Source organism: Enterobacter sp. Y17 (genome assembly GCF_019730495.1).
Lineage (GTDB): Bacteria > Pseudomonadota > Gammaproteobacteria > Enterobacterales > Enterobacteriaceae > Enterobacter > Enterobacter asburiae_B.
The window spans coordinates 615,120-640,218 of record NZ_JAASKP010000001.1 but is presented as its reverse complement, the minus strand read 5'-3'; the positions used below and the strand labels follow the sequence as shown (position 1 = coordinate 640,218).

At 53.1% G+C, this 25,099-nt stretch carries 25 protein-coding genes and 3 tRNA genes; 12 read left to right on the top strand and 16 right to left on the bottom strand.

The genetic code is table 11. From position 1 onward, the window contains the following. Nucleotides 1-2: 2 nt before the first annotated feature. The gene (flhD, locus tag HCH49_RS02920; protein WP_008500415.1) at nt 3-353 is read right to left on the bottom strand and encodes a flagellar transcriptional regulator FlhD; all 351 of its coding nucleotides are present in this window, start codon (nt 351-353) and stop codon (nt 3-5) included. 794 nt (nt 354-1,147) lie between these two features. Here flhD and uspC point away from each other — a divergent pair. After that, complete coding sequence (gene uspC / locus HCH49_RS02915; protein ID WP_033145878.1) at nt 1,148-1,576, top strand: universal stress protein UspC; 429 nt, start codon at nt 1,148-1,150, stop codon at nt 1,574-1,576. Between the two features lie 15 nt (nt 1,577-1,591). Here uspC and otsA read toward each other — a convergent pair whose 3' ends face one another. The 5 genes from otsA to araF form a co-directional block, all read right to left on the bottom strand. Then, nucleotides 1,592-3,016: an alpha,alpha-trehalose-phosphate synthase gene (gene otsA, locus HCH49_RS02910; RefSeq protein ID WP_221702145.1), complete on the bottom strand. Its 1,425-nt coding sequence runs from the start codon at nt 3,014-3,016 to the stop codon at nt 1,592-1,594. Beyond that, a complete protein-coding gene (gene otsB, locus HCH49_RS02905; protein WP_033145880.1) occupies nt 2,991-3,794 on the bottom strand; it encodes a trehalose-phosphatase in 804 nt (267 codons plus the stop codon). Before otsB ends, otsA begins: the two co-directional genes overlap by 26 nt. A 176-nt stretch (nt 3,795-3,970) precedes the next feature. Continuing rightward, nucleotides 3,971-4,957, bottom strand: a complete 987-nt coding sequence (araH, locus tag HCH49_RS02900; RefSeq protein ID WP_029742191.1) for an L-arabinose ABC transporter permease AraH — start codon at nt 4,955-4,957, stop codon at nt 3,971-3,973. Nucleotides 4,958-4,971: 14 nt separating this feature from the next. Then, a complete protein-coding gene (gene araG / locus HCH49_RS02895) occupies nt 4,972-6,486 on the bottom strand; it encodes an L-arabinose ABC transporter ATP-binding protein AraG (protein ID WP_029742192.1) in 1,515 nt (504 codons plus the stop codon). A 71-nt stretch (nt 6,487-6,557) separates the two neighbouring features. Further along, the gene (gene araF, locus HCH49_RS02890) at nt 6,558-7,547 is read right to left on the bottom strand and encodes an arabinose ABC transporter substrate-binding protein AraF (RefSeq protein WP_003859687.1); all 990 of its coding nucleotides are present in this window, start codon (nt 7,545-7,547) and stop codon (nt 6,558-6,560) included. Nucleotides 7,548-8,334: 787 nt separating this feature from the next. Here araF and HCH49_RS02885 point away from each other — a divergent pair. Beyond that, entirely contained in the window at nt 8,335-8,838 is a 504-nt protein-coding gene (locus HCH49_RS02885; RefSeq protein WP_023312270.1) for a non-heme ferritin-like protein, read from the top strand. Nucleotides 8,839-8,993: 155 nt separating this feature from the next. Next, nucleotides 8,994-10,337 (top strand): anaerobic C4-dicarboxylate transporter, encoded by a 1,344-nt coding sequence (locus tag HCH49_RS02880; RefSeq protein WP_023312271.1) that lies wholly within the window; start codon nt 8,994-8,996, stop codon nt 10,335-10,337. A gap of 42 nt (nt 10,338-10,379) precedes the next feature. Here the strand turns inward: HCH49_RS02880 and HCH49_RS02875 are convergent, their stop codons facing one another. After that, nucleotides 10,380-10,631 (bottom strand): DUF2766 family protein, encoded by a 252-nt coding sequence (locus tag HCH49_RS02875; protein ID WP_221702144.1) that lies wholly within the window; start codon nt 10,629-10,631, stop codon nt 10,380-10,382. A 108-nt stretch (nt 10,632-10,739) separates the two neighbouring features. After that, the gene (gene azuC, locus HCH49_RS02870; RefSeq protein WP_014884364.1) at nt 10,740-10,823 is read right to left on the bottom strand and encodes a stress response protein AzuC; all 84 of its coding nucleotides are present in this window, start codon (nt 10,821-10,823) and stop codon (nt 10,740-10,742) included. A 234-nt stretch (nt 10,824-11,057) separates the two neighbouring features. Between azuC and yecR the strand changes: the two genes are divergently transcribed. Both yecR and ftnA read left to right on the top strand, forming a co-directional pair. After that, nucleotides 11,058-11,396, top strand: a complete 339-nt coding sequence (gene yecR, locus HCH49_RS02865) for a YecR family lipoprotein (RefSeq protein ID WP_023336145.1) — start codon at nt 11,058-11,060, stop codon at nt 11,394-11,396. A gap of 204 nt (nt 11,397-11,600) precedes the next feature. Further along, on the top strand, nt 11,601-12,098 hold the full coding sequence (gene ftnA, locus HCH49_RS02860) for a non-heme ferritin (protein WP_023336146.1): 498 nt from the start codon (nt 11,601-11,603) through the stop codon (nt 12,096-12,098). Between the two features lie 36 nt (nt 12,099-12,134). Here the strand turns inward: ftnA and HCH49_RS02855 are convergent, their stop codons facing one another. Continuing rightward, nucleotides 12,135-12,476: a hypothetical protein gene (locus HCH49_RS02855; protein ID WP_182930855.1), complete on the bottom strand. Its 342-nt coding sequence runs from the start codon at nt 12,474-12,476 to the stop codon at nt 12,135-12,137. 229 nt (nt 12,477-12,705) lie between these two features. On the opposite strand from HCH49_RS02855, the gene tyrP reads away from it, so the two are divergent. Continuing rightward, on the top strand, nt 12,706-13,917 hold the full coding sequence (tyrP, locus tag HCH49_RS02850) for a tyrosine transporter TyrP (RefSeq protein ID WP_221702143.1): 1,212 nt from the start codon (nt 12,706-12,708) through the stop codon (nt 13,915-13,917). Nucleotides 13,918-13,951: 34 nt separating this feature from the next. Here the strand turns inward: tyrP and HCH49_RS02845 are convergent, their stop codons facing one another. Beyond that, complete coding sequence (locus HCH49_RS02845) at nt 13,952-14,620, bottom strand: YecA family protein (protein WP_032658627.1); 669 nt, start codon at nt 14,618-14,620, stop codon at nt 13,952-13,954. Between the two features lie 423 nt (nt 14,621-15,043). Between HCH49_RS02845 and HCH49_RS02840 the strand changes: the two genes are divergently transcribed. The 6 genes from HCH49_RS02840 to HCH49_RS02815 all read left to right on the top strand — a co-directional run bounded on the left by HCH49_RS02840 (nt 15,044) and on the right by HCH49_RS02815 (nt 20,878). Next, complete coding sequence (locus HCH49_RS02840; RefSeq protein WP_221702142.1) at nt 15,044-16,165, top strand: branched-chain amino acid ABC transporter substrate-binding protein; 1,122 nt, start codon at nt 15,044-15,046, stop codon at nt 16,163-16,165. A 99-nt stretch (nt 16,166-16,264) separates the two neighbouring features. Beyond that, nucleotides 16,265-17,179 (top strand): ABC transporter permease subunit, encoded by a 915-nt coding sequence (locus HCH49_RS02835; RefSeq protein WP_023336149.1) that lies wholly within the window; start codon nt 16,265-16,267, stop codon nt 17,177-17,179. An 11-nt stretch (nt 17,180-17,190) separates the two neighbouring features. Next, nucleotides 17,191-18,465 (top strand): high-affinity branched-chain amino acid ABC transporter permease LivM, encoded by a 1,275-nt coding sequence (gene livM, locus HCH49_RS02830; protein ID WP_069303023.1) that lies wholly within the window; start codon nt 17,191-17,193, stop codon nt 18,463-18,465. Then, nucleotides 18,462-19,337 carry an ATP-binding cassette domain-containing protein gene (locus HCH49_RS02825; protein WP_039263773.1) on the top strand — a complete coding sequence of 292 codons (876 nt, stop codon included), beginning with the start codon at nt 18,462-18,464 and terminating at the stop codon, nt 19,335-19,337. The genes livM and HCH49_RS02825 overlap by 4 nt, the downstream gene beginning before the upstream one ends. Beyond that, nucleotides 19,334-20,050: an ABC transporter ATP-binding protein gene (locus HCH49_RS02820; RefSeq protein WP_094935629.1), complete on the top strand. Its 717-nt coding sequence runs from the start codon at nt 19,334-19,336 to the stop codon at nt 20,048-20,050. Before HCH49_RS02825 ends, HCH49_RS02820 begins: the two co-directional genes overlap by 4 nt. Before the next feature lie 366 nt (nt 20,051-20,416). Next, on the top strand, nt 20,417-20,878 hold the full coding sequence (locus HCH49_RS02815; protein ID WP_064672744.1) for an OB-fold protein: 462 nt from the start codon (nt 20,417-20,419) through the stop codon (nt 20,876-20,878). A 287-nt stretch (nt 20,879-21,165) separates the two neighbouring features. On the opposite strand, the gene HCH49_RS02810 is transcribed toward HCH49_RS02815, so the two are convergent. The 6 genes from HCH49_RS02810 to uvrY form a co-directional block, all read right to left on the bottom strand. Further along, a tRNA-Leu gene (locus tag HCH49_RS02810) sits at nt 21,166-21,252 on the bottom strand. An 11-nt stretch (nt 21,253-21,263) separates the two neighbouring features. Then, nucleotides 21,264-21,337: transfer RNA gene (locus tag HCH49_RS02805), tRNA-Cys, on the bottom strand. A gap of 46 nt (nt 21,338-21,383) precedes the next feature. Beyond that, nucleotides 21,384-21,459 (bottom strand) — tRNA-Gly (locus tag HCH49_RS02800). 152 nt (nt 21,460-21,611) lie between these two features. Then, nucleotides 21,612-22,160: a CDP-diacylglycerol--glycerol-3-phosphate 3-phosphatidyltransferase gene (gene pgsA / locus HCH49_RS02795; RefSeq protein ID WP_028019572.1), complete on the bottom strand. Its 549-nt coding sequence runs from the start codon at nt 22,158-22,160 to the stop codon at nt 21,612-21,614. A gap of 56 nt (nt 22,161-22,216) precedes the next feature. After that, a complete protein-coding gene (gene uvrC, locus HCH49_RS02790; RefSeq protein ID WP_032658637.1) occupies nt 22,217-24,049 on the bottom strand; it encodes an excinuclease ABC subunit UvrC in 1,833 nt (610 codons plus the stop codon). Beyond that, nucleotides 24,046-24,702: a UvrY/SirA/GacA family response regulator transcription factor gene (gene uvrY / locus HCH49_RS02785; protein WP_221702141.1), complete on the bottom strand. Its 657-nt coding sequence runs from the start codon at nt 24,700-24,702 to the stop codon at nt 24,046-24,048. The genes uvrC and uvrY overlap by 4 nt, the downstream gene beginning before the upstream one ends. Nucleotides 24,703-25,099 lie beyond the last annotated feature (397 nt).

Here is a 25,099-nt window from a genome sequence, read left to right as displayed (position 1 = left end):
TGCTAGGCCCTTTTCTTACGGGCTACGTCATCAGGCTGGCTGATTTCGTTAAGCAAGCGAGTGGAAAGAAGAATACCGGTATGGATCTGTTGAAGATCGTCCACACGGGATTCCTGCGTCAGACGCGTTATTGTCTGTGAATCATCGAAACGGAACTGGCAAACCAGTTGATTCGTTTCAGCCAGTTTAACCATCTGCGGGAGGGTTAAGCCGCCCAGCATGGTTGCCATTTCTTCGTTAATACCCAGACGAAACATCGCGGACGCCTTGTCCTGACTAATCAAACGCTGCGCGAGCAGTAAATACGACAAATTGATGTCATAGATATGTTTTAGCAACTCGGATGTATGCATTGTTCCCATCCCGAATAACCAACTATTATTTTTATGCGGAAAGACCGCACCCCGTGATGTCGCCGGGAAATCACCCGGTATAAAAAAGAAAAGGCTAAATGCATAGTTGAATTTAGGTTTGTATTCACTGAAACCGTAAGAGAGAAACCGCGAATGCGTCTCTTACATGATTTATCATTTCTTACAAATAACTAAGATTTTTCCTAATTCGACGCAAACTCTACTCGTCAGTTTTGACACATACAATCCAGCCACCCTCAAATTTAAAAAAAATGTGATCCACGTCACACAATTTAAGTGAATATGACCCATAAATCCATCAGTATGACTTGTAATTTGGTCAAAATTTAGCCAATCGGTACTGTTTTGTATTCTTAATTGACGAATACTCATGCAGAAGGGTGATCCAAACTGGCATGCAACGTGCTTTTCATGCCGTAAGCGCCGCTCGGAAACATTTACATCAGGCCCCTCTCCTGGAAACATTTTTCTTACCGTGAAAAAACATATAGTTATGCAGGTAGCACAAAAAAGATGTTTCAGGACGTGATCATTCGAAATGAGTTTGTAACGCATCAAAACGATTTAACAGTCCAGGCGTGGATTTGTGTGATTTACGTTAAGTTGTTAATTTTTTTCATTTAGGCGCATTTTTCAGTTATTCTTCTTATAAGAATAATTAATGAATAATTATGATAAGCTTCACACTAATGTCGTAATCTGCTCTTGCAGAACCGGAGATTTCGCGGTAAAGGTGGTTAAACGCTGTCTTTCAGACATCTAAGGAGTGCGCCATGAGTTACTCCCATCTTCTTGTTTCCGTTGCAGTTTCCCCCGAAAGCCATCAGCTCGTCGCCCGGGCGGTTTCCATTGCCAGACCCCACAATGCCCGCATCAGCCTCATCACCCTCGCCGCAGAGCCGGAGATGTATAATCAGCTGGCCGCCCCCATGCTGGAGGATATTCGCGAGGTTCTGCAGGAAGAAACGCAGCAATTTCTGCGCGAATTAGTGGAAAAGGCACAATATCCTGTTTATGAAACTGTTATTGCGACCGGGGAACTTAACGCCCATATTCTCGATATGTGTCGCAGACAAAATATAGATTTAGTGATTTGCGGGAACCATAACCACAGCTTTTTATCGCGGGCAGCCTGCGCGGCGAAATCTATTGTCGCGTCGAGCCAGGTCGATGTGCTGTTAGTGCCGCTTGGGGGGCATTAGCCCCCCAGCAGTAAATCAGGCGAGTTTAGGGAAGGTCGCGATCTTTTTTTGCAGATCGCCTTCATGGCTTTGCGGAGCGATATTCCGGAGATCCTGAATAAAACGCGCCTGCCAGTGGTTAATATCGTTCTTCCGGATTGTCTCCATCATGTCAGCATGACGGGAAATACGTTCCGTGAGCGGCATTGTCAGGGCACGATTCAGCGCGTTCGCCACGTCATCCCTGTCGTAAGGGTTAACGATGAGCGCCGACGTGAGCTCATTTGCGGCTCCGGCAAACTGGGAAAGCACCAGAACACCCGGGTCGGCAGGATCCTGGGCCGCCACATACTCTTTCGCCACCAGATTCATCCCGTCGCGCAGCGGCGTGACCAGCCCAACGTCCGCATAGCGGAAGACCTTCATCAGGATCTTACGGTCAAAGTGTTGATTCAGGTAAAACAGCGGCGTCCAGCCCAGCTGGCCGTAGCGGCCATTAATGCGCCCTGCTTCTGTCTCCAGCTGATGGCGAATATCCTGGTAGGCCTGAACCTCACCGCGCGACGTCGGCGCAATCTGGGTATAGCGAATTTTCCCGTGATGCTGCGGGTATTTATCCAGCAGCGTTTCATACGCCAGGAAGCGTTCCGGCAGCCCTTTGGAATAATCAAGACGTTCAACCGAGAAGATATTTTTCACGTGCTTGAGTTCATTCTTAAGCTGCGCCAGCTTCGGCGGCAGCGGGCCAGAAGCCTGCTCCGCGATTTCGTCAGGTTCAATCCCTATTGGATAGACCTCGGTGTGGAAGGTTTTCCCCCACGCCGTATGGGTTTTCCCGCCTTTGGTCACCAGACGCGCTTTGCCAGACACGGAGTCAAGGAACGCGAGGCGGTCATTTTCGGTCTGGAAGCCCAGCAAATCGTAATCACACAGCGCCTCCAGCAGCTCTTCATGCGGCGGCAGCGCGGTAAAAATTTCCGGCGTCGGGAACGGGATGTGCAGGAAGAAGCCAATCCGGTTATTCACCCCCCTCTTTCGCAGCTCTCTCGCGAAGGGCAACAGGTGATAATCGTGGATCCATAAAATATCGTCTTCCTCTATTAATGGCAGCAGTTTATCCGCCAGCAGCGCATTTACGCGCGAGTAGCCTTCGAAGGATTCACGCTGGAATTTGACCAGGTCAAGACGATAGTGGAACGCAGGCCACAGGACGGCATTTGAGAACTGCGAGTAATACTCGTCATAGTCTTTCTCTTTCAATGCAAATGAAGCCCACGTAATGTTTCCGCGCGTCACCTTGTTGAGCGGTTTCTCCTCTTCACTAATTTCTCCACCCCAGCCAAACCACAGCCCGCCAGCGGCTTTTAAGGCACCTAACACCCCTACCGCCAGGCCACCCGCGCTGGCTTTTTTATCATCCGGCGGTGCGATTCGGTTAGAGACGACGACTAAGCGACCCATAATGGTTTCCCCCTTTGCTTTGCGCTATTTGTTGTTGTTGCTGGTTAGCGATGTCAGATATCCACTGCCAGACGCTGGCGACATCCGCCAGCCGCCATTCGGCAACGGTGTCACCAGGCCCCACCTTGACGGCGATCCCTCCGGCCTGATTCACGACGCGAAACCCGGCCTCGTCGGTCAGGTCATCCCCAATGAAAACGGGCGTTCGCCCTTTGAAAGGCGGCGACGCCATAAACGCGGCGATGGCCGCGCCTTTATTAATCCCTTTCGGTTTTAACTCCACGACGCATTTGCCGGGCTGCAACGCCAGCTGTGGATGGGCATCCGCAACCGTTTGAGCCAGCGCCAGTACGGCCTCCTCATGCTGCGGCGCCTGACGATAATGCAGGGCAAAGGCCATGCCTTTGGCTTCCAGCTCGGTGCCAGGCAGCGCTTCCAGCGCAGCAGAAAGCTGCTTCTGGAGCGTTTGCGTGAGTGCGTCAGGGAGTGAAACGATATGCGTGTGGTCATGGATGTCGCGGCGCTCCGCTCCGTGTACACCGGCCAGCGGAAAGTGGTAAGGACTGGCGAGCGTATCCAGCTCGGCCATTGAGCGCCCTGATATCAATGCCAGTGCTCCCTCGTTCATGAGCGAGAGCTGATGCAAATCCTGTAACACCGCATCCGGAATAGACACCTGGTCAGGGTGCGGTTTTATCCCGGCGAGCGTGCCGTCGAGATCGAAAAAGAAAGCATAGTGTCCGGGCAGTACAGGCGGTGCGGTTAACATGTCAGCCACCCTTTTCCTCCTTACGGTTTACGAGAGGTAAACGCCTTTACCTCTTTCATAGCCATGTAAGTATAGACAGTGTGACGTCGCTCGCCATTTGACAACCGCCCCGCCAGTTTTACTGGCGGGGCGGTTAAGGGGTCAACTATGGTTATAAGTTGAGCAATAAAAGACGGGAAAAAGGGTTACAGGGTACGCTTCGCTTTTTGCTTGTAACGGTCGAAAATCACCGCTGCCAGCAGGATCAGACCACGAACCACGTACTGCGAGAACGGCGAAATATTCAGCAGGTTCATGGCATTCTCCACCGTGCCTAAAATCAGGATACCGGCCACCACATATGAGATTTTTCCGATGCCACCCTTGAGGGAAACGCCCCCTAAAACGCAGGCCGAAATGACGATCAGCTCGTAGCCAATAGAGGTCATCGGCTGGCCGCTTGTCATACGCGAAGCCAGGATAATCCCCGCGGCGGCAGAAACCAGCCCTGAGAGCACGAAGATAATAATCTTGGTTCGCACCACCGGTACCCCGGCCAGACGGGCGGCCTCTTCGTTACCGCCAATCGCCAGCGTATTACGGCCAAAGGTGGTCCGGTTGAGCAGGAAGCCGAACAGGATCAGGCAGGCCACGGTCAGCCAGATTGGCGCAGGCAGCCCCAGCCAGTTGGCGTAACCCAGGGTAAAGAAGCGCTCGTCTTCAATCCCCACCGCTTTACCGTCGGAGATGATATAGGCTAGCCCGCGGACAATTTGCATTGTCGCAAGCGTGGTGATCAGGGCGTTAATCTTCAGGCGTGCGATAACAAACCCGTTCACCAGACCGCTGATGACGCCGAGTAGCAGACCGGCGAGAACGCCAATCCACAGGCTCTCCGTCATGTTGATCACCACTGCCGTCGTGACGCCCGCACAGGCAATCACCGACGCCACCGACAGGTCAAAATCGCCAGAGGCCAGGCAGAACAGCATCCCGCAGGCCACCATCCCGGACATGGAAATGGCCAGCCCCAGCCCCTTCATATTAATGAAGGTGGCAAAGTTAGGAACAAAGATCGCGCAGGCGAGGAACAGCGCGGCAAAGACCACCAGCATGCCGTACTGATCCCAGATACGTCCAAAACTCAGCGCCGACTTCGACTTCGGCGCTCCGGATGTAGTAACAGAGGACATCATTAACTCCTTACTCAGGCGACAGCCTGGCTGACTTTAGGCATGGCGAGGTTCAACGCCTGTTGTTCATTCGCCTGTTCATGAAGTAATTCACCGGCAATTTCGCCTTCACGCATCACCACAATGCGGTCGGCCACGCCAAGCACCTCCGGCAGATCGCTGGAGGCGAAGAGCACCGCCACGCCGCGTTTTGCCAGCTCATAGATCACGTTATAAATCTCGTGTTTTGCCCCCACATCGATACCGCGCGTCGGCTCATCCAGCAAAATGACCTTCATATCTTCCGACAGCCAGCGGCCTAAAATCGCCTTCTGCTGGTTTCCGCCTGACAGATTCATGATCAGCTGTTCCGGACCCGGCGTTTTAATATTCAGCGAGCGAATATGGTGGTCGGCGTTGCTCGACTCCCAGCCATCGTTTATCAGGCAGCCTGCGCGAATAAACTTGCGGCGAGCGGAAATATTGATGTTGTCGCGTACCGAATGCACCGGAATAATCCCCTCGGCTTTACGGTCTTCCGGGCAGAGCATCATGCCCGCCCTGATCGCGTGGGCCGGTTTCTGGATATCGACCCGTTCACCATCAATAGAAACTTGCCCATCGGTAATACGGGTACCGCCGAACAGGCCTTTCATTAATTCACTGCGCCCCGCCCCCACCAGACCAAACAGGCCGACAATTTCGCCGCTGCGAACGGATAACGAAATCGGCGTGCGCACGCCCGGCGCTTTGACGCTGTCCAGGCGCAGGCGTTCAGGGCCGTACTGACGCGGCTGCCAGTGATAAATATCACCCAGCTCGCGTCCGACCATCGCCTGAACAAGCTGGTCATGGTTAACCTGCTGCATGTCGGTAAAGGTGCGCACATAGCGCCCGTCTTTAAAGACGGTGATGGCGTCGCTCAGGGCAAATATCTCTTCCATGCGGTGCGAGACATACAAAATCGTACGGCCTTCCTGACGCAATTCGCGGATCACGCGGAACAGATTTTCAATTTCACGCGCAGAGAGCGAACTGGTGGGCTCATCGAAGGCGATAATTCTGGCGTTACGCGCCAGCGCCTTGGCAATTTCAACCATCTGCCACTGGCCGATGGAGAGATATTTCAGCGGCGTCTGGGGATCGACGTCCAGACCCAGGTGTTTAAGCTGCAGCCCCGCTTCATAATTAAGTAGCGAACGATTTACCACGCCGCCTTTGTGCGGGAGCTGTCCTAAATAGATATTTTCCGCCACGGTCATCTCAGGAATGAGGTGCAGCTCCTGATAGATGATCGCCACCCCGGCATTGAGCGCCGCCGTGGTATCGGCAAACGCCACCTCTTCGCCGCGAATGGCCAGCGTGCCGGTCGTAGGCGCGTAGTTGCCGCTGAGGATCTTCAACAGCGTGGATTTCCCCGCGCCGTTTTCCCCCATCAGGGCGTGAACCTGGCCGGCATAGCAGTCGAAGCTGATATCGGTCAGCGCGTTAACACCGGGAAAAGTTTTCCCGATGCCGCGAAAAGAGAGATACGGATCAGACTGTCGCATAACGTCTCCGTGATTCCTGTAGTGTGTACGTCTGGCCCCTCACGATGCATGAGGGGCACAATCACAGCGTATTACTTACCGCCCAGCCCTTTTTTCGCCAGCTCCTCTTTGAAGTTGTCGCGGGTAATCAGCACCACGTCGGTCACTTCGGTAAATTTCGGCGGTTCGGCCCCTTTGGTTACCCAGTTGTAGAGCATCTCACTGGATTTGTAGCCGTGAACGTCCGGGCTCGGCAGAAGAGAACCGTAGAAGCCGGTAGCCTGCGCTTTGGACAGCTCGCTGACGGCGTCAACGCCGTTGATGCCAATCCCGATCACGTCAGGCGCTTTGAAGCCCTGGCCTTCCGTCGCGCGTACCCCGCCCAGCACGGTGTTGTCGTTCATGCCGACCACCAGCCAGTGTTTGACCTCCGGATGCTGGACAAGCATAGAGTTCGCGGCGTCGAAAGCGCCCGGGATATCGTTGGATTTGGTTGGGACTTTATAGATCTGTTTTTCCGGGAAGCCAGCCGCTTTCAGCGCATCCATTGAACCGGTAGTACGACGACGGGCGGTGTCCAGCTCGTCAGCCGTGATTGCCATTACCGCGGTCTCTTTGACATCCCAGCCGCGCTTTTGCATCTCTTTATAGAGTTCCTGGCCCTGGCGTTCGCCAATTTTGGTCGCCGCCATCATGACCAGCGGGACGGTGTCCATCGGCTTGCCTTTGGCGTTAACGAACTGATCGTCAACCGCGATGACCTTCATATCGTAACCGCGCGCTTTCGCCGCGATTGCCGACCCCAGCTTTGGATCCGGAGTACAGATAACGAAACCTTTTGCACCGCTGGCCGCCAGGCTGTCGATGGCGTTCAGGGTTTTTTCGCCGTCAGGCACGGCGATTTTAATGACTTCAAAACCTAAATCTTTCCCGGCTTTATCTGCGAATTTCCACTCAGTCTGGAACCAGGGCTCTTCGGGCTGTTTTACCAAAAAACCGAGTTTTAAATTCTCAGCGATAGCGGATTGTGACATAACGGCAGCCAGACCGATGGCCGCCAGCGCTTTAGTAAATTTGTGCATGGTAAACTCCAGCTTTAGCAATCTTTTCTGTAGGGAATAAGTGCGTGCTTCTTATTTAATCGGACTTAAAACAAGGCATTAGCGCTTACCTCGTCATAAGCGTTATTGCTGGTGATAGTTTTAGCGGGAAATTAATCATCCATAAGAGAGCCCCATCACACCGCAGAATTACAGTAATTGCGTACATAAATTCAGCGAAAAATGACATAAAAAAGGCGGGATTTGTCAGACAAATAGAAAGGGGTTAAGCAGAATTATCCATAAGATTAGCCAAGATATCCCTGATGCCTCTCTGCGGGCAAAACGGCACCTGGCGTTAAGGGGTTCAACATGTTTTTCATCACGAATGTACAACTCACCTGAAAAAACGTTATTCCGCAGAATTTGATTTAGCGCAATTTTATTGACACATCATATATTCGAAATGATTAATCCGTATTTTTCCTTTTCCCGGAGTAATATTCCAACTTAATATTTTCGAAAGAGTAACAGTGTGTCATCACGATAAAAATCGTTAATTATTAGGCCATTAAGTCACATTCAATTCATGGCGAGCTAATTGTATTTCTGTACTATATTAAACTTTGTAATGTATGGTAAATATAGTCTGATTAAGAGTTTTCTTAGACCCAATACAAGGGTATGCTTATTTATATCGAACACAGGAAGTGAATTTCGGTCGACTTCGGTCACGGCAGAATGTCTATTTCTGCTCTTCTCTTCGTATTTGCCTGGCGCTCAGGTTACGCAACGGACATCACGTCCCACAGTCAATAAGGATATGAGTATGGCTACCCAAACGATGATGCAAAAACTTAACGCGCAGATGAACCTTGAGTTCTACGCCTCGAATCTGCACCTTCACTTAAGCGCGTGGTGTGCCGAGAATAGTCTTACGGGGTCTGCCACATTCTTTCGCTCTCAGGCGCAAAGTAACGTCACCCACATGATGCGTGTCTTTAACTTCCTGAAAGCCGCAGGGGCAAATCCTGTCGTTAAAGCCCTTGATGGGATCAACGAAAACTACTCTTGCCTGGAAGAACTGTTTCAGAAAACGCTTGAAGAGTACGAGCAACGCTGCAGCACGCTCAGCAAACTTGCCGATGAAGCCAAAGCGCAGCAGGATATTACAACGCTCAAATTCTTACGCGATATGGACAAAGAGCAGCAGCAGGATGGCATGCTGCTGAAGACGCTGGCGGATGAGATCCATAATGCGCAGCAGGCGGGTTTATGTCCTGAGCAAACCGACCGTCATCTGCTCGACATTGTGGCGGTCCAGCACCACTGAGTTTTGGCCTGCTTCCGTCCCGGGGAGCAGGCCCCCCTCCCATCTCCAACCTTCTGCTTTTGCTGAAATTTAACAAATCAGATCTGGCTCCCAATGATTAACCACACAACGTGTGATGATTTATTTAGTTACATAATCATTGACGAGGGAGCATCATGATCACCATTGAGTTTGTTGTCATTCTCCTCTGCCTGCTGACGGGTACGCGTTTCGGCGGTATGGGGCTTGGGTTAATCAGCGGTATTGGTCTTTTTATTTTATGTTTTGTCTTTGGTCTGCAACCGGGTAAACCGCCGGTTGACGTTATGCTGACCATCCTTGCGGTGATTGGCTGTGCGGCTACGCTGCAGACTGCGGGCGGCCTCAACGTCATGATGCAGTTTGCCGAACGTCTGCTGCGCAAACACCCGCAGCACATCACCCTGCTCGCCCCTTTCACCACCTGGATGCTGACCTTTCTGTGCGGCACCGGGCATGTGGTCTACACCATGTTCCCCATCATCGCGGATATCGCCCTGAAAAAAGGGATCCGCCCCGAGCGCCCCATGGCCGTGGCGTCGGTGGCATCACAGATGGCGATTACGGCTTCCCCCGTTTCCGTTGCCGTTGTGTCGCTGGTGTCTATCCTGGCAGCCCAGCATGGGATCGGCCACGCGTGGGGGATCCTGGAAATTCTCGCCGTGTCGGTTCCCGCTTCGCTCTTCGGCGTAGCCATTGCGGCCCTGTGGAGTTTACGCCGTGGGAAAGATTTGGCTGACGACATAGAGTTTCAGGAAAAGCTAAAAGATCCTAAGCAGCGCGAGTTTATCTACGGCGGTACGGAGACGTTAATGAATCAGCGTTTCCCTAAACAGGCCTACTGGTCCACGTGGATTTTCTTTGCCGGTATTGCCGTGGTCGTTTTGCTGGGGGCATTTCCGGAACTGCGCCCCGCCTTTGAAGTGAAAGGCAAAATGACGGCGCTGTCGATGAACCTTGTCATTCAGATGATGATGTTAATTGCGGGCGCCGTGATGCTGATGGCCTGTAAGGTTAATGCGTCGGCCATTTCCAACGGCGCGGTGTTTAAGGCCGGTATGGTCGCGATCTTCTCGGTGTTCGGCGTGGCGTGGATGAGCGATACCTTTTTCCAGGCGCATCTCGACGAGTTAAAGCTGGCGCTGGAAGGCGTGGTGAAGAGCCACCCGTGGACGTATGCCATTGTGCTGTTTCTGGTGTCAAAACTGGTGAACAGCCAGGCGGCTGCGCTGACGGCCGTTGCGCCAATGGGTCTCATGCTCGGCATCGACCCGAAAATGCTGATCGCCTTTTTCCCGGCGTCCTACGGCTATTTTGTCCTGCCGACCTATCCAAGTGATTTGGCCTGCATCGGCTTTGACCGCTCAGGCACCACCCGCATCGGCAAATTTATCATCAACCACAGCTTTATTCTGCCAGGGCTGATTGGGGTAAGCTGCGCGTGCGCGGCGAGCTACCTGCTGGTCCAGACGTTCTTTTAACCGCTTCAAAGGGCGACACGTGCCGTCGCCCCTACCCCTGTTTTAGTGGGATTCACCCTGCGGCGTGAATCGCAGCTCAATCAGCGCGATAGCTTTCTGGATCGCACGAAGCGTAACCGGGTCAGCGGCAGCAGGATGGCTGGCGAAATCGATGTTTTTCAGCTGCGTAGACATCTTCTCGCGCACTTCAATCGGCGCAATCACGTCCAGAACATCAAGGATTTGTTTGATAACCAGCTGACAGGCGACAACGTCAGAGACCAGTTCCTGATCGGCGCTCAGGTTTTGTGACATGGGCTTTCTCCTTATTTAAAGGCCGCCATAGTAGCAAAACACGCCCCCTGACATCTTCCCTTCATCACCTGCAGGTACAAAAAAACCCGCCGAAGCAGGTTTTTTTAATCAGAACATGGCGCCTGGCGGCACGTCTTTGAACGTGCGGCAGTAATTGGCCCACATGCTTTTCAGGATTTTGCGCAGTTTCACGATGATGCTCCATTAACTTGTTATACAACTTTATTGTCAACGTGCTTATAATATGACCATTATCACAAAAATCAATCATTTTGTGATCCTCATCACATTTTTATAAGGGATTGGCCTGATAGCACTCCCCTCTGACCCGTTGCGAAGAGTGAGGGCAGATTGTCCGGCTATTCCAGGCATTGCAGCGGGCATCTGCGGGTACGATAAGGTATTTCCATCCACTCAGAGCGAACCATGAAAAGAGTCATTGTAGCCGGCACAATCCTGCTGCTCGCGGGGTGTAGTATCAACCGCCAGGCTGAAGTCAGCAGCCTCGACGCGCCGAACGGCATCGTCCGCCTCGATTACGGCCAGGCAGCGCTGCAAAATGCGTATTCCGATGAGTATGTGAATAACGGCACGGCGGCAAAAGCGTGTCAGAGCATGGGGTATGCCACCGCTTCAGCCTATGGTCAGCCCATCAAAACCTGTACCCTGACGAGCGGCTCTTTGTGCCTGAACGAGAGCGTGACTATCCAGTATAAATGTATGGGTTACGCCGTTAACCCTAAGTCAAATAATCCCTGGTATTAATCAACGCTGCCAGCGCTTGCTGGCAGTATATTTCATTACGAACAAAAACAATTCTCATTAATAAATTATAAAAATCGCCAATGCGTTTTATTCCCATTCGTATTTTAAATAAATAAAATAAAAATTTTACGTTTTGCAAATAATTAAATAACAAATTATAGTGTCGCTCATTGTGAACCAGAAATAATAATCCGGAGCGTCACCATGCTGAAAACTGAAATGATCGACAAGCTCAACGCACAAATGAACCTTGAGCTTTTTTCATCCCTGCTCTACCAGCAGATGAGCGCCTGGTGCAGCTACCACAGCTTCGAAGGTGCGGCCGCGTTTCTGCGTCGTCACGCTCAGGAAGAGATGACCCACATGCAGCGTCTGTTTGATTATCTTACGGATACGGGCAGCCTGCCGCGCATTGAAACCGTGACGTCCCCCTTTGCCGAGTATAATTCTCTCGATGAACTGTTCCGCGCCACCTACGAGCACGAGCAGCTGATCACGCAGAAAATTAACGAACTGGTTCATGCCGCAATGACCAGCCAGGATTACCCAACCTTTAATTTCCTGCAGTGGTACGTCGCTGAGCAACACGAAGAAGAGAAGCTGTTTAAATCCGTACTGGATAAATTATCTCTGGTGGGGAAATCCGGCGAAGGTCTTTACTTTATTGATAAAGAACTTTCCACTCTCGATACGCAGAATTAATTTCAGCGCGGTGCCGGTTTCCGGCACCGCGTTAATTTACATACATCCCGCACAGCTGGTGCAGCGCCAGTCATGGGGATTCACCGCCTGGTAAAAATAGCGGTAGCTGGACGTCTCCAGCGGAATCCCCACCTCGAAGAACATATCCGTTAACCAGTCGACATTCTCAACGATCCACTCATCTTCCTGTAAGCCTTGCGCAAAGGTTTCATCTTCAGGATCGATAATCGAATAGATTGCCCAGGTGCCCATATCCTTTTCGCGGCGGGACTCGGGAAGTATCAGGGGCTGGTTCTGCCAGCTGATTATCCAGTGGCCATGGCACAACAGGTTGCCTCCCCGGCTCCATGCCGCGGTGAAGGGATTCTCCTCAGCCATAAAACCCTCACTTAATTTGATAATTTATATTTATTGTTTACGTTACGCCGGAATGTCGCTTGGCAACATTGCCCTTATGAAGTAGGCCTGCGCCTAAAAAGGGTCAGAGCTCCAGTACTTCGTAAATAATTCATTACACTACTTGTAACGGTGATTTGACGAATTACGGCTTTTCCCTTACTCTGCGCCGCAGATTTTGTCGCGGTTAAGCATCGTTGTAGAGGAAAGCGTGAGAAAAAGAACCCTGGGAAGTATTTTTATCGTCGCCGGAACGACGATTGGCGCAGGAATGCTGGCAATGCCCCTGGCAGCCGCGGGCGTAGGATTTGGCATGACCCTGCTGCTGCTGGGTACGCTCTGGGCGCTGATGTGCTACACCGCCCTGCTGCTGCTTGAGGTTTACCAGCACGTGCCCGCCGACACCGGTCTGGGTTCGCTTGCGGCGCGCTATCTGGGACGCTACGGCCAGTGGATAACCGGCTTTAGCATGATGTTCCTGATGTACGCCCTGACCGCCGCCTATATCAGCGGCGCCGGGGAACTCATCGCCTCCAGCGTCAACGACTGGTTTGGCTCTGACATTACTCCGGCGACGGGGGCTATCTTCTTTGCGCTCATCGGCGGCGGCGTGGTCTGCGTGGGGACATCGCTGGTCGATCTGTTTAACCGCTTTCTGTTCAGCGCCAAAATTCTCTTCCTGATCGTCATGCTGGTGCTGCTGGCGCCGCACGTGCACAAGGTCAACCTGCTGACGCTGCCGCTGGAAAAAGGGCTGGCGCTCTCCGCGATCCCGGTCATTTTCACCTCGTTTGGCTTCCACGGCAGCGTGCCGAGCATCGTCAGCTATATGAACGGCGATATCCGCAAGCTGCGCCGCGTCTTTGTAATCGGCAGCGCGATCCCGCTGATCGCCTATATTTTCTGGCAGCTGGTGACGCTGGGCAGCATTGACTCTTCGACCTTTATTGGGCTGATGGCGCAACACGCTGGCCTGAACGGTTTTCTGCTGGCACTGCGCGAGGTTGTTACCTCCCCGCACGTGGAGCTGGCGGTACACCTGTTTGCCGACCTGGCGCTGGCAACCTCGTTCCTGGGCGTGGCGCTCGGCCTGTTTGATTATCTGGCCGACCTGTTCCAGCGTCGCAATACCGCGGCTGGACGGTTGCAGACGGGGGCCATCACCTTCCTGCCGCCGCTCGCTTTTGCGCTGTTTTACCCACGCGGGTTTGTGATGGCGCTGGGCTACGCAGGGGTGGCGCTCTCTATCCTGGCCCTGCTGCTCCCTTCCCTGCTGGCGTGGAAGAGCCGCCAGCAGCATCCTCAGCAGGGATATCGCGTGGCGGGAGGAAAACCGCTGCTGAGCGTTGTGTTTGGCTGTGGGGTGGTGATTATTCTGGTGCAGGCGTTGATTGCAGCCGGGATGTTGCCGGAAGTGGGTTAAATAAAAAAGGGGCTATCATCAGCCCCTTTTTTTATCAGTGCAAACAGCAGCTCTTAAACTTCTTCCCGCTGCCGCAAGGACACGGATCGTTACGCCCGACCTTCGTGCCGTTCACCGTCGGCTTCTTCACTTCCGGCTGCTGCGGGTTGTTAACCCAGTATTGATATAAACGCAGTGCCGCAGGCTGGATGCTTTCGATGCTGGCGATATACTCCTCTTCGGACAGTTCATCCAGCTTTTCGCTGTTCTCTTCCGTCCCGTGCAGCGCAATCACGTCAAGATCGGCCTTCAGGGCTTCCGGCAAGGTTGACCAGTCCGTCAGCGCCACGCCGCGCATATAGCCATAGCACCACTCTTCCACCACGGTATAGCTCTCACCATCCACGTCGTTATAACCAAACATCGGTTCAAACTGATCCGGGTACTCGCTCAGGCGCTCGGCAATATCGTTCATATGCTTAAAGCAGAGATCGATAAAACGGTTCATCTCACGATCGTTTTTCCAGCGCGGAATGTACTTCTCGCCACCCCACACCGCCACCAGCCAGGCATCTGGCTCAACGACAACAGGACCGGAAAGCACTGCGGTAAGCATGCCGTCCAGTTCGGATACGTCAATCACGGACGCGTCATCATGACCGTAAGACATTAACGTCTCTTCAAGCCACGCCATTTCGCTTTCATTCAATGGGCCTTCAGTCATCGCTGACACTCCTGCAAAAGGAAACGATCCTAACACATATCTCACGCCTCTCCGGGCTGAAGTTTAGGTCTTTATTGCTGCAAAAACGTGCAAACCGTGACCTTTGCACAACTTATGGGCTTTATTGTTAACGATATGTGATCTCCGCTGTAATTTCTTCTCCTCCCGCAAGGCGGCATAACGCGGCGCTCTATACTCAAACATGTCGCATGCCCGTCAATGGGTTAACCATTCTGGCAACGTTTTTGCTTAACGTTCTTCGCGCGCCTCTGCGCAGGGAAATCTCGCCGTAATATGCAGGATGCCGTCTGTATCTTGTTCGTTTAGTGCATTTTGTTCTTGCTCGTGTTTCGGATTGGCTGCGCCGTCGGGCGTTCGGGTTTACGCCGTGGTGCAAAAACCTCTTTGCTAAGGAACATAATAATGTCGCTGAAATTAATCAGAACTCCTCTTTCTCTTGTGTTGGCCGGTTGCCTGGTGACGGCGTTTTCCGCCCGGGCAGATATTGCGATTGGCGTGGCCGGGCCGTTCACGGGTCCGAATGCCACCTATGGCGATCAGTACTGGCACGGCGCAACGCAGGCCGCTGAAGACATTAATGCCGCAGGCGGCATTAACGGCGAGAAGATCAAACTGGTTCAGGGGGATGATGCCTGCGAGCCTAAGCAGGCCGTGGCCGTCGCCAACCGTTTAGTTGACCAGGATAAAGTCAACGCCGTGGTCGGCCATTTCTGCTCCTCTTCCACAATGCCCGCCTCCGAGGTGTATAGCGACGCGGGCATTATTGCGATTACCCCCGGCTCAACTAACCCGCTGATCACCGAACGCGGCATGAGCGACATGTTCCGCATGTGCGGACGCGATGACCAGCAGGGTCAGGTTGCCAGCGACTTCATCATCGACAAGCTGAAAGCCAAGCGCGTGGTAATTATTCACGATAAAGACACCTATGGTCAGGGTCTGGCTGACGCCACCAAAGCGGCGCTGGCGAAACGCGGGGTTCAGGATGTGATGTATGAGGGGTTATCTCGCGGTGAGAAAGACTTTAACGCGCTGGTGACCAAGATCGGCGCGCAAAAACCGGACGTCGTGTTCTTCGGTGGCTGTCACCCGGAAGCCGGTCCGCTGGTTCGCCAGATGCGTGAACAGGGCGTGCAGGCGAAATTCTTCTCCGGCGACTGTATTGTCAACGAAGAGATGGTGACCGCCGCGGGGGGCCCGCAATACACCAACGGCATTTACATGACCTTCGGTAAAGATCCGCGCCTTATCCCGGACGGTAAAGCGGTTATCGAGAAATTCCGCGCCGGTAAATTCGAGCCGGAAGGTTACACCCTTTACTCCTATGCCTCCGTACAGGCCATTGCCGCAGCCTTCAAGGCCACCGGCGGCAAGGACTCCGCCAAAGCCAGCGAGTGGCTGAAAGCCAATTCCGTCGACACGGTGATGGGCAAAAAAGCGTGGGACAGCAAGGGCGATCTGAAAGTGTCTGACTACGTGGTTTACCAGTGGGACGACAAAGGCAAATATAAGGAAGTGCAGTAACGGGACGGAGTCACGCTCAACGTCGGCGGGCCTGCCCGTCGGCGCGTAATAAACATCAGGCTGCGCGCATCGCGCAGCCTATAAAACGAGCGCGCTAAGATGAGTACATTCTTCCTGCAACAGTTAATCAATGGCTTAACGCTGGGCTCCGTCTACGGTTTAATCGCCATCGGCTACACCATGGTGTACGGCATTATCGGGATGATCAATTTCGCCCACGGCGAAGTGTATATGATTTCCGCCTATCTCTGCGCCATCGGCCTGGCGCTGCTCTCGTTCTTCGGTCTGCAGTCGTTCCCGCTGCTGATCCTCGGGACGCTGGTGTTCACCATCGTGGTAACCGGGGTGTACGGCTGGACCATCGAGCGTATCGCCTACAAGCCGCTGCGCAACTCCACGCGCCTGGCGCCGCTGATCTCCGCCATCGGGATGTCGCTTATCCTGCAAAACTACGCGCAGCTGAGCCAGGGTCCGCGCCAGCAAGGGGTGCCGACCATGCTGGACGGCGTGATTCGCCTGCATCTGGGCGACGGCTTCGTGCAGATAACCTACACCAAAGTGTTTATTCTGATTGCTTCGTTTGCCGGCATGCTGGTGCTCACCTGGATTATCAACCATACCCGGCTGGGCCGGATGTGCCGCGCGGTACAGCAGGATCGTAAGATGGCCTCCATTCTGGGCATTAACACCGACCGGATTATTTCGCTGGTCTTTGTGATCGGCGCGGCGATGGCCGGTCTGGCAGGCGTGCTGATCACCATGAATTACGGCACCTTTGATTTCTACGTCGGGTTCGTGATCGGCATTAAAGCCTTTACCGCGGCGGTACTCGGCGGCATCGGCTCCCTCCCTGGCGCGATGCTCGGTGGCCTTATCCTGGGCGTGGCGGAAGCCCAGTTCTCGGGCATGGTGAACTCGGACTATAAAGATGTCTTTTCGTTCGGCCTGCTGGTCATGATCCTGATTTTCCGTCCCCAGGGGCTGCTTGGGCGCCCGATTGTGGCCAAAGTGTGAGGGAGAGAATGATGACATCACACGGTTTTTCACTTAAACGCTGCATTCTGGACGCGATTTTTTCCGGACTGATTGCGCTGGTTATTTTCGGCCCCATTGCGGGCGTGGTGCTGGACGGTTACAGCTTTAACTTCGCCGGGCAGCGGCTGGCCTGGATGGTCGGCATCGTCATGCTCGGGCGTTTTCTGCTGAGCGCCTTTTTAGGTACCGCCGCGGGCGCCCGTTTCCAGGCACGCTTCGAAGCCGATAGCGCGGGCGTATATGTCCGGCCACCGGAATACAAAAGCCGCATGCGCTGGATTATTCCTCTGGTAATTGCTCTTGCGATTTGCTTTCCGTTTGTCGCCACGAAATATGTGCTGACCGTCGCCATTCTCGGGCTGATCTACGTGCTTCTCGGTCTGGGGCTGAACATCGTCGTGGGTCTGGCCGGCCTGCTGGATCTGGGATATGTCGCGTTCTACGCAATTGGGGCGTACGGTCTGGCGCTGGGATACCAGTATCTCGGCTTAGGTTTCTGGAGCATGCTGCCGCTGGCGGCAATCATGGCCGCCGCCGCAGGCGCCCTGCTCGGTTTCCCGGTACTGCGCATGCACGGTGACTATCTGGCCATCGTCACACTCGGGTTCGGGGAGATCATTCGCCTGATACTGAACAACTGGCTGACCTTCACCGGCGGACCAAACGGCGTGTCGGCCCCTCCCCCCACCTTTTTCGGTCTGGAATTTGGGCGACGCGCGAAAGAAGGCGGCGTGCCCTTCCACGAGTTTTTCCACCTGACCTATAACCCGAACATGAAGTTTATTTTTATCTACGCGGTGCTGTTCCTGGTGGTGATGCTGGTGCTCTACATCAAGCACCGCCTGACGCGGATGCCGATTGGTCGGGCGTGGGAAGCACTGCGTGAAGACGAAATTGCCTGCCGCTCGATGGGGTTAAATCATGTTCTGGTTAAGCTGTCGGCCTTTACGCTGGGCGCATCGACCGCAGGGATTGCCGGGGTGTTCTTCGCCACCTATCAGGGGTTCGTGAACCCGACCTCCTTCACGTTCTTTGAATCTGCACTGATCCTCGCCATCGTGGTGCTGGGCGGTATGGGCTCGACGCTTGGCGTAGTGCTGGCCGCTTTTGTGCTCACCGTAACACCGGAACTGCTGCGCAGTTTTGCCGAGTACCGCGTCCTGCTGTTTGGCATGCTCATGGTGGTGATGATGATCTGGCGTCCGCGCGGTTTGATCCGCATTAACCGCAGCGGGTTCGCCGTGCGTAAGGGTGTCGCACCATGAACGGAACGATATTACGCGTTGAACATCTGATGATGCACTTCGGCGGAATTAAGGCGCTAAACGACGTCAACCTGGACGTACAGCGTGGCTCAATTACCGCCCTTATTGGGCCAAACGGGGCGGGGAAAACAACCGTGTTTAACTGTCTGACGGGCTTCTACAGGGCCTCCGGCGGCAACATTTTATTTAATACCCGCCATAAAACAACCAACGTTATTCAGGTGCTCGGACAAAAATTCCAGCCGGGTGACTGGATTAACCCCGCGCAGTTCGGGCAGCGTCTGTTCTACAAAATGTTTGGCGGAACGCATCTGGTCAACCGCGCAGGGTTGGCCCGCACGTTTCAAAATATCCGTCTTTTTCGCGAGATGTCTGTCGTGGAAAACCTGCTGGTTGCGCAGCATATGCGCGTTAACCGCAATCTGCTCGCCGGGATCTTAAATACGCCGGCATACCGGCGGGCGGAAAGCGACGCCCTGGACAGGGCCTTCTACTGGCTGGAAGTGGTGGATCTGGTGGAGTGCGCCAATCGTCTGGCGGGAGAGATGTCGTACGGCCAGCAGCGGCGTCTGGAAATTGCGCGAGCAATGTGCACCGGCCCGGAAATGATCTGTCTGGATGAACCCGCCGCCGGGCTTAACCCGGTTGAAACGCATAAGCTCAGCAGCATTATTCGTTTTCTGCGGGATCATCATGACATCACGGTATTACTGATTGAGCATGATATGGGGATGGTGATGGAGATTTCGGACGACATTATCGTGCTCGACCACGGGGATGTTATTGCCAGGGGAAAACCCGAGCAGATCCAGCATGATGAAAAGGTCATTGCCGCCTACCTGGGTACGGATGAAAGCGAGGTCAACCTATGAGCGAACCGCTGCTGGCATTTCGCGAGGTGGATGTGTTTTATGGCGCCATTCAGGCGCTTAAACAGGTTTCCCTCGAAGTCAATAAAGGTGAAACCGTGGCGCTGATTGGCGCAAACGGCGCGGGTAAATCGACATTGCTGATGTCCATCTTTGGCCAGCCCCGCATTCGCAGCGGACAGATCCTTTTCGGCGGTGAAGATATCAGCCATAAATCCACCCACTACGTCGCGTCCGGCGGCATCGCGCAGGCGCCGGAAGGCAGACGAATTTTCCCGGATATGACCGTTGAAGAGAACCTGCTGATGGGGACCATCCCCATCGGCAGCCAGTTTGCCGCTGAGGATATGCAAACCATGTTCGACCTCTTCCCTCGCCTCAAGGAGCGACGCAAGCAGCGCGCGATGACCATGTCCGGCGGAGAGCAGCAGATGCTGGCGATCGCCCGGGCGCTGATGAGCCGTCCGAAGCTGCTGCTGCTGGATGAACCGAGCCTCGGGCTGGCGCCGATTGTGGTGAAACAGATTTTCCAGACGCTGCGCGAGCTGGCCCGCAACGGCATGACTATCTTTCTGGTGGAACAGAATGCGCATCACGCGCTGAAGCTTTCCGACCGCGGATATGTGATGGTTAACGGGCAGATCCGGTTGAGCGGCAGCGGCGAAGAGCTGCTGGGGAATCAGGAGGTGAGGAAGGCGTATTTGGGTGGGGTGTGACTACACGATGTTCATGCGCCATCGAATCACCTTTATACTGTTTAACATCGGCGATTCAGCTGCCTTTCATGACGTGTGTCGCTGCGCTTCTTCTCCTCTAAGCCAAAACTATATCAATAAATCGCACTATTTATTGTAGGCCCGAGCAAGCGTAGCTCCAGCGGGAGGAACGCAAAAAGATACTTTGTCAGCAGTCTTAAGCTCCCCTTTTTGGGATATCACAACAATGCTTTCCTTGAAAAAGGATAAAATAATTTACTCGCGTAAATCCTTTTTATAGGCAATAAGCATCCTTATGCGATAAAGTAATAAGGTGAAAACCTCACATTACTTACACAGCAAAACTATTAGCTAACAGGTGATTACATGAAGAAATTTATTAAATGGATTTTCTATATCTTTATTGCTTTGATGGTTCTGGGATATATCGTCGGTAAAAACGACAAATCTGAAGCAGGCGCGACTTCGTCTTCTGCATCAGTTGCGGATACGCAAGAGTCAGTACCGCAAAAAGAAGTGTTTACAACCTCCGCAAGGCAGCTTTTTAAAGCTTATGAAGAAAATGAAGTTGCAACCGATGAAAACATGAAAGGTAAGCTCATCGCAGTCAAGGGAGTTGTTCAGTCGATTGATAAAGATTTTACAGACTCAATTATCATCGGCTTACAAACAGACAACCAGTTCATGCCTGCACGAATGGAGATGGAAAACTCAGAAAAGGCTACTGCTGCAGCAATGAAAAAAGGACAGCAGGTCACTGTTATTTGTAAAAAAATGATCCGAGTAATGGGTGCTCCTTCTGGACGAGATTGTTTATTCGCAAAATAACGAATCGGGAGGGTTGCCCTCCCATTCCATTCTCCCGATCCATCCTGTCGCCAACATAATGCCACTTATCCATACCTGATATGCTTATATAATACCCTTATTCCACACGCCAATCGCGTTGCAGTATCGGGGTAACATAAAGATATGTAGACGCGATGATGTAATCGCCTGGCTGTACTTGCGAAAAGCTGGAATAATAATCGGAGAGCGAAATCAGAAAATAAAAAAACCACCTTTCGGTGGTTTATACGACACTGCTTATTGCTTTGATTATTCTTTGTTTCCCATGGTAGCCGGAGTGGGACTTGAACCCACACAGCGCGAACGCCGAGGGATTTTAAATCCCTTGTGTCTACCGATTCCACCATCCGGCCAGGGAAGAAAGTGGAGGCGCGTTCCGGAGTCGAACCGGACTAGACGGATTTGCAATCCGCTACATAACCGCTTTGCTAACGCGCCGTAAAACTTTTCAAACTGACACCCGCTACTGCGCATGTCTTTAATCTGGAGCGGGAAACGAGACTCGAACTCGCGACCCCGACCTTGGCAAGGTCGTGCTCTACCAACTGAGCTATTCCCGCATGTCATCAAGTAAACTTCTAACCACTTGATTTCATTATCGTCCGGCTTGCTGTGCCGCCGTTCGATGCGTTGCATTCTACTGATATGACGTTATGAGTCAACGTTATTTTTTGCATCCCTGGATCGTTTGCTGAAAATTACGGCGAAACGATCACTGATCAAGCAAATCCCCGCGCGCAGCGTTCAAATATTGCAGCATGGACCACAGCGTCAGCACTGCCGCCACCCACAGCAGACCAATTCCCGCCCATTCAACCCAGGCGTTCGGACGCCAGAGCATCCAGACCAGCGCCGCCATCTGCGCCGTCGTTTTGACTTTACCAATCCACGAGACCGCCACGCTGCTGCGTTTGCCCAGTTCCGCCATCCATTCGCGCAGCGCAGAGATAATGATCTCGCGGCCGATCATGGTTGCCGCGGGCAGCGTCACCCACCAGGTATGATAGTGCTCGGCTACCAGCACCATGGCGATAGCGACCATCACTTTATCTGCCACCGGATCGAGGAAGGCACCGAAACGGGTGCTTTGATTCCAGCGGCGCGCCAGATAGCCATCAAACCAGTCGGTGACCGCTGCGATCAGGAAGATCAATGCGCAGGCGAAAGGTGCCCAGACGACCGGCAGGTAAAACGCCAGTACAAAGAAAGGGATGAGTACAACACGAAAGAGAGTAAGCAACGTAGGGATATTAAATTGCATAATGACGGTAACTGTTTGTTGTCAGTAAAATTTAGCTCTATGTTGCTACAGAGCCCTCAATGTTTCAACGAGTAGTAGATCTTTTCTGCCAGCCCTTGCGAAATACCCGGCACTTTTGCAATTTCCTCCATGCTGGCGTTGAGTAATCCTTGCAATCCGCCCATATATTTCAGCAGCATCTGGCGGCGTTTTGGCCCCACGCCTTCGATCGTTTCCAGGCTACTGGTATTTTTCACCTTCGCCCGTTTTTTGCGGTGACCGCTGATAGCATGATCGTGTGATTCATCGCGAATATGCTGGATGACGTGCAGCGCCGGGGAGTCCGGCGGCAGGCTGAAGCCCTCGCCTTCCGGCTCGAAGAACAATGTCTCCAGACCGGCCTTACGATCGGCCCCTTTTGCGACCCCCAGCAGCAGCGGATGGTTTTTATCCCAGCTGACATCAAGCGATTCAAATACCGCTTTCGCCTGGCCGAGCTGCCCTTTCCCGCCGTCAATCAGGATCACATCCGGAATTTTGCTCTCTTCTATGGCTTTACCATAGCGACGACGCAGCACCTGATTCATGGCCGCATAGTCATCGCCCGGCGTGATCCCGGTGATGTTGTAGCGGCGATACTCGGCGCGCAGTGGGCCATTCGCATCAAACACCACGCAGGAGGCCACCGTCTGTTCTCCCATCGTGTGACTGATGTCGAAACACTCCATCCGTTTCACTTCCGGAAGCTTCAGCAGCGTCGCCAGGGCCGTTAAACGCTGGTTGACCGTCGACTGCTGCGACAGCTTAGTGGTGAGTGCCGTCGCCGCGTTGGTTCGCGCCAGCTTAAGATAACGTGCACGATCGCCGCGCGGTTTGGTTTGTACATTCACCCGGCGGCCCGCCAGTTCAGAGAGCGAATCGGCCAGCAGGGTTTTATCGTCAAGATTAAAATCGAGGAGGATCTCAGAAGGCAGCGTGCGCATCTGGCTCCCCTGCAGGTAGAACTGGCCTACAAAGGTTTCCACCACTTCACCCAGTTCAGTACCGCCGGGCACTTTCGGGAAATAGCTGCGGCTGCCGAGCACTTTGCCCTGGCGAATAAACAGCACGTGCACGCAGGCCATCCCGGCGTCAAAGGCTACGCCGATGACGTCGAGATCGTCACCGGTATTCGAGACAAACTGTTTCTCAGTGACTCTGCGCACCGCCTGGATTTGGTCGCGGATACGCGCGGCCTCTTCGAACTCGAGTGCGGCGCTGGCTTTTTCCATCCGCGCGATCAGCTGCGTTAAGACCTGATCGTCTTTTCCGGCTAAGAACAGGCGCACATAATCCACCTGCTGGGCATACTCTTCTTCACTTACCAGCCCTTCCACGCAAGGCCCCAGGCAGCGTCCAATCTGGTACTGCAGGCACGGGCGCGAGCGGTTACGGTAAACGCTGTTTTCACACTGGCGGATAGGGAAGATTTTTTGCAGCAGCGCCAGCGTTTCACGCACGGCATAGCCGTTAGGGAACGGCCCGAAGTATTCTCCCTTAGCATGTTTTGCACCGCGGTGCATCGCGAGGCGCGGATGGGTGTCGCCGCTCAGAAAAATAAACGGGTAGGATTTATCATCACGCAACAGGACGTTATAGCGCGGCTGGTAGAGCTTAATATAGTTGTGCTCAAGCAGCAGCGCTTCTGTCTCGGTGTGCGTGACGGTGACATCAATATTCTGAATGAGTGAGACCAGCGCTTCGGTCTTTCGGGAGGCCAGGTTACTGCGAAAATAGCTGGAGAGGCGTTTTTTAAGATCTTTTGCCTTCCCCACGTAGATAACCGTACCGCCAGCGTCATACATGCGATAGACGCCAGGCTGGCTGGTTACGGTTTTCAGAAATGCTTTTGAATCGAACACATCACTCACTGACTTAACAACGTCTCCGCATTACACAAACCGTGCCGGATGGCCAGGTGCGTCAGTTCGACGTCACCATGAATGTTCAGTTTACTGAACATCCGGTAACGATAGCTGTTCACCGTTTTCGGGCTGAGATTCAGCTGCTCCGAGATCTCATTCACCTTCTGACCTTTGGTGATCATCAGCATAATCTGCAATTCACGCTCGGACAAACTGGCAAACGGTGATTCGGTTTTTTCGGGCTCAATCTGACTCAGCGCCATCTGCTGGGCAATGTCGGACGCTATGTAGCGCTGTCCGGCAAACACGGAACGGATTGCATTGACGACATCCTGCGGCGCAGCACCTTTACTCAGGTAGCCCGCTGCGCCCGCCTGCATCACTTTCGCGGGCAGTGGGTTTTCGGTATGCACGGTCAGCATGATGACTTTGGTATCAACAAAGGTACGCGCGATTTTGCGTGTTGCTTCAAGGCCACCGATACCGGGCATGTTCATATCCATCAGTACCACATCGGCCGAGTTTGTGCGGCACCATTTTACCGCATCTTCGCCGCAGCACGCCTCACCGGCAACTTTAATACCTTTAATATCTTCAAGAATGCGTCGTATCCCTGCGCGCACCAGTTCGTGGTCATCAACAAGAAGGACGTTGATCAAAGGAAATGTCTCCAGAATAGGGATAACGCTACTGAGTGATAATTTGGTTTATATTAACGGTTTTCCTCGCAAGATTAAAACGTTAAAAAACCGGCTATTCGATTTTGCTCTCGTTTTTGGAAATTAGGCTGTACAGTCCGTGGAAAGAGAGACCATGCATTCAGCGCTTTTGCAGCTTTTTTTAAGCATCTGTATTCAAAAAGTTACAAAAAACTTGCAGGCTTTTCCTGCAAAAAAACAGATCTCAAATTTTTGTAACAATAATTAACGGCAAGCGAACCGGGCATAAACAATTAATAGCCTTTCACGACGGTTTAGTTTACCGGTACGTTCTGTTTACGCAATTAAACATCAACGTAAAAGTACGAAAAACAACCGCTGCATTTTTTGCTTCAGC

Bases quoted from the DNA above. Each gene is read 5' to 3' on its own strand.
- flhD (WP_008500415.1), bottom strand. From the start codon at position 353: ATGCATACATCCGAGTTGCTAAAACATATCTATGACATCAATTTGTCG.
- uspC (WP_033145878.1), top strand. From the start codon at position 1,148: ATGAGTTACTCCCATCTTCTTGTTTCCGTTGCAGTTTCCCCCGAAAGC.
- otsA (WP_221702145.1), bottom strand. From the start codon at position 3,016: ATGGGTCGCTTAGTCGTCGTCTCTAACCGAATCGCACCGCCGGATGAT.
- araH (WP_029742191.1), bottom strand. From the start codon at position 4,957: ATGTCCTCTGTTACTACATCCGGAGCGCCGAAGTCGAAGTCGGCGCTG.
- araG (WP_029742192.1), bottom strand. From the start codon at position 6,486: ATGCGACAGTCTGATCCGTATCTCTCTTTTCGCGGCATCGGGAAAACT.
- araF (WP_003859687.1), bottom strand. From the start codon at position 7,547: ATGCACAAATTTACTAAAGCGCTGGCGGCCATCGGTCTGGCTGCCGTT.
- HCH49_RS02885 (WP_023312270.1), top strand. From the start codon at position 8,335: ATGGCTACCCAAACGATGATGCAAAAACTTAACGCGCAGATGAACCTT.
- HCH49_RS02880 (WP_023312271.1), top strand. From the start codon at position 8,994: ATGATCACCATTGAGTTTGTTGTCATTCTCCTCTGCCTGCTGACGGGT.
- HCH49_RS02875 (WP_221702144.1), bottom strand. From the start codon at position 10,631: ATGTCACAAAACCTGAGCGCCGATCAGGAACTGGTCTCTGACGTTGTC.
- yecR (WP_023336145.1), top strand. From the start codon at position 11,058: ATGAAAAGAGTCATTGTAGCCGGCACAATCCTGCTGCTCGCGGGGTGT.
- ftnA (WP_023336146.1), top strand. From the start codon at position 11,601: ATGCTGAAAACTGAAATGATCGACAAGCTCAACGCACAAATGAACCTT.
- HCH49_RS02855 (WP_182930855.1), bottom strand. From the start codon at position 12,476: ATGGCTGAGGAGAATCCCTTCACCGCGGCATGGAGCCGGGGAGGCAAC.
- HCH49_RS02845 (WP_032658627.1), bottom strand. From the start codon at position 14,620: ATGACTGAAGGCCCATTGAATGAAAGCGAAATGGCGTGGCTTGAAGAG.
- HCH49_RS02840 (WP_221702142.1), top strand. From the start codon at position 15,044: ATGTCGCTGAAATTAATCAGAACTCCTCTTTCTCTTGTGTTGGCCGGT.
- HCH49_RS02835 (WP_023336149.1), top strand. From the start codon at position 16,265: ATGAGTACATTCTTCCTGCAACAGTTAATCAATGGCTTAACGCTGGGC.
- livM (WP_069303023.1), top strand. From the start codon at position 17,191: ATGACATCACACGGTTTTTCACTTAAACGCTGCATTCTGGACGCGATT.
- HCH49_RS02825 (WP_039263773.1), top strand. From the start codon at position 18,462: ATGAACGGAACGATATTACGCGTTGAACATCTGATGATGCACTTCGGC.
- HCH49_RS02820 (WP_094935629.1), top strand. From the start codon at position 19,334: ATGAGCGAACCGCTGCTGGCATTTCGCGAGGTGGATGTGTTTTATGGC.
- HCH49_RS02815 (WP_064672744.1), top strand. From the start codon at position 20,417: ATGAAGAAATTTATTAAATGGATTTTCTATATCTTTATTGCTTTGATG.
- pgsA (WP_028019572.1), bottom strand. From the start codon at position 22,160: ATGCAATTTAATATCCCTACGTTGCTTACTCTCTTTCGTGTTGTACTC.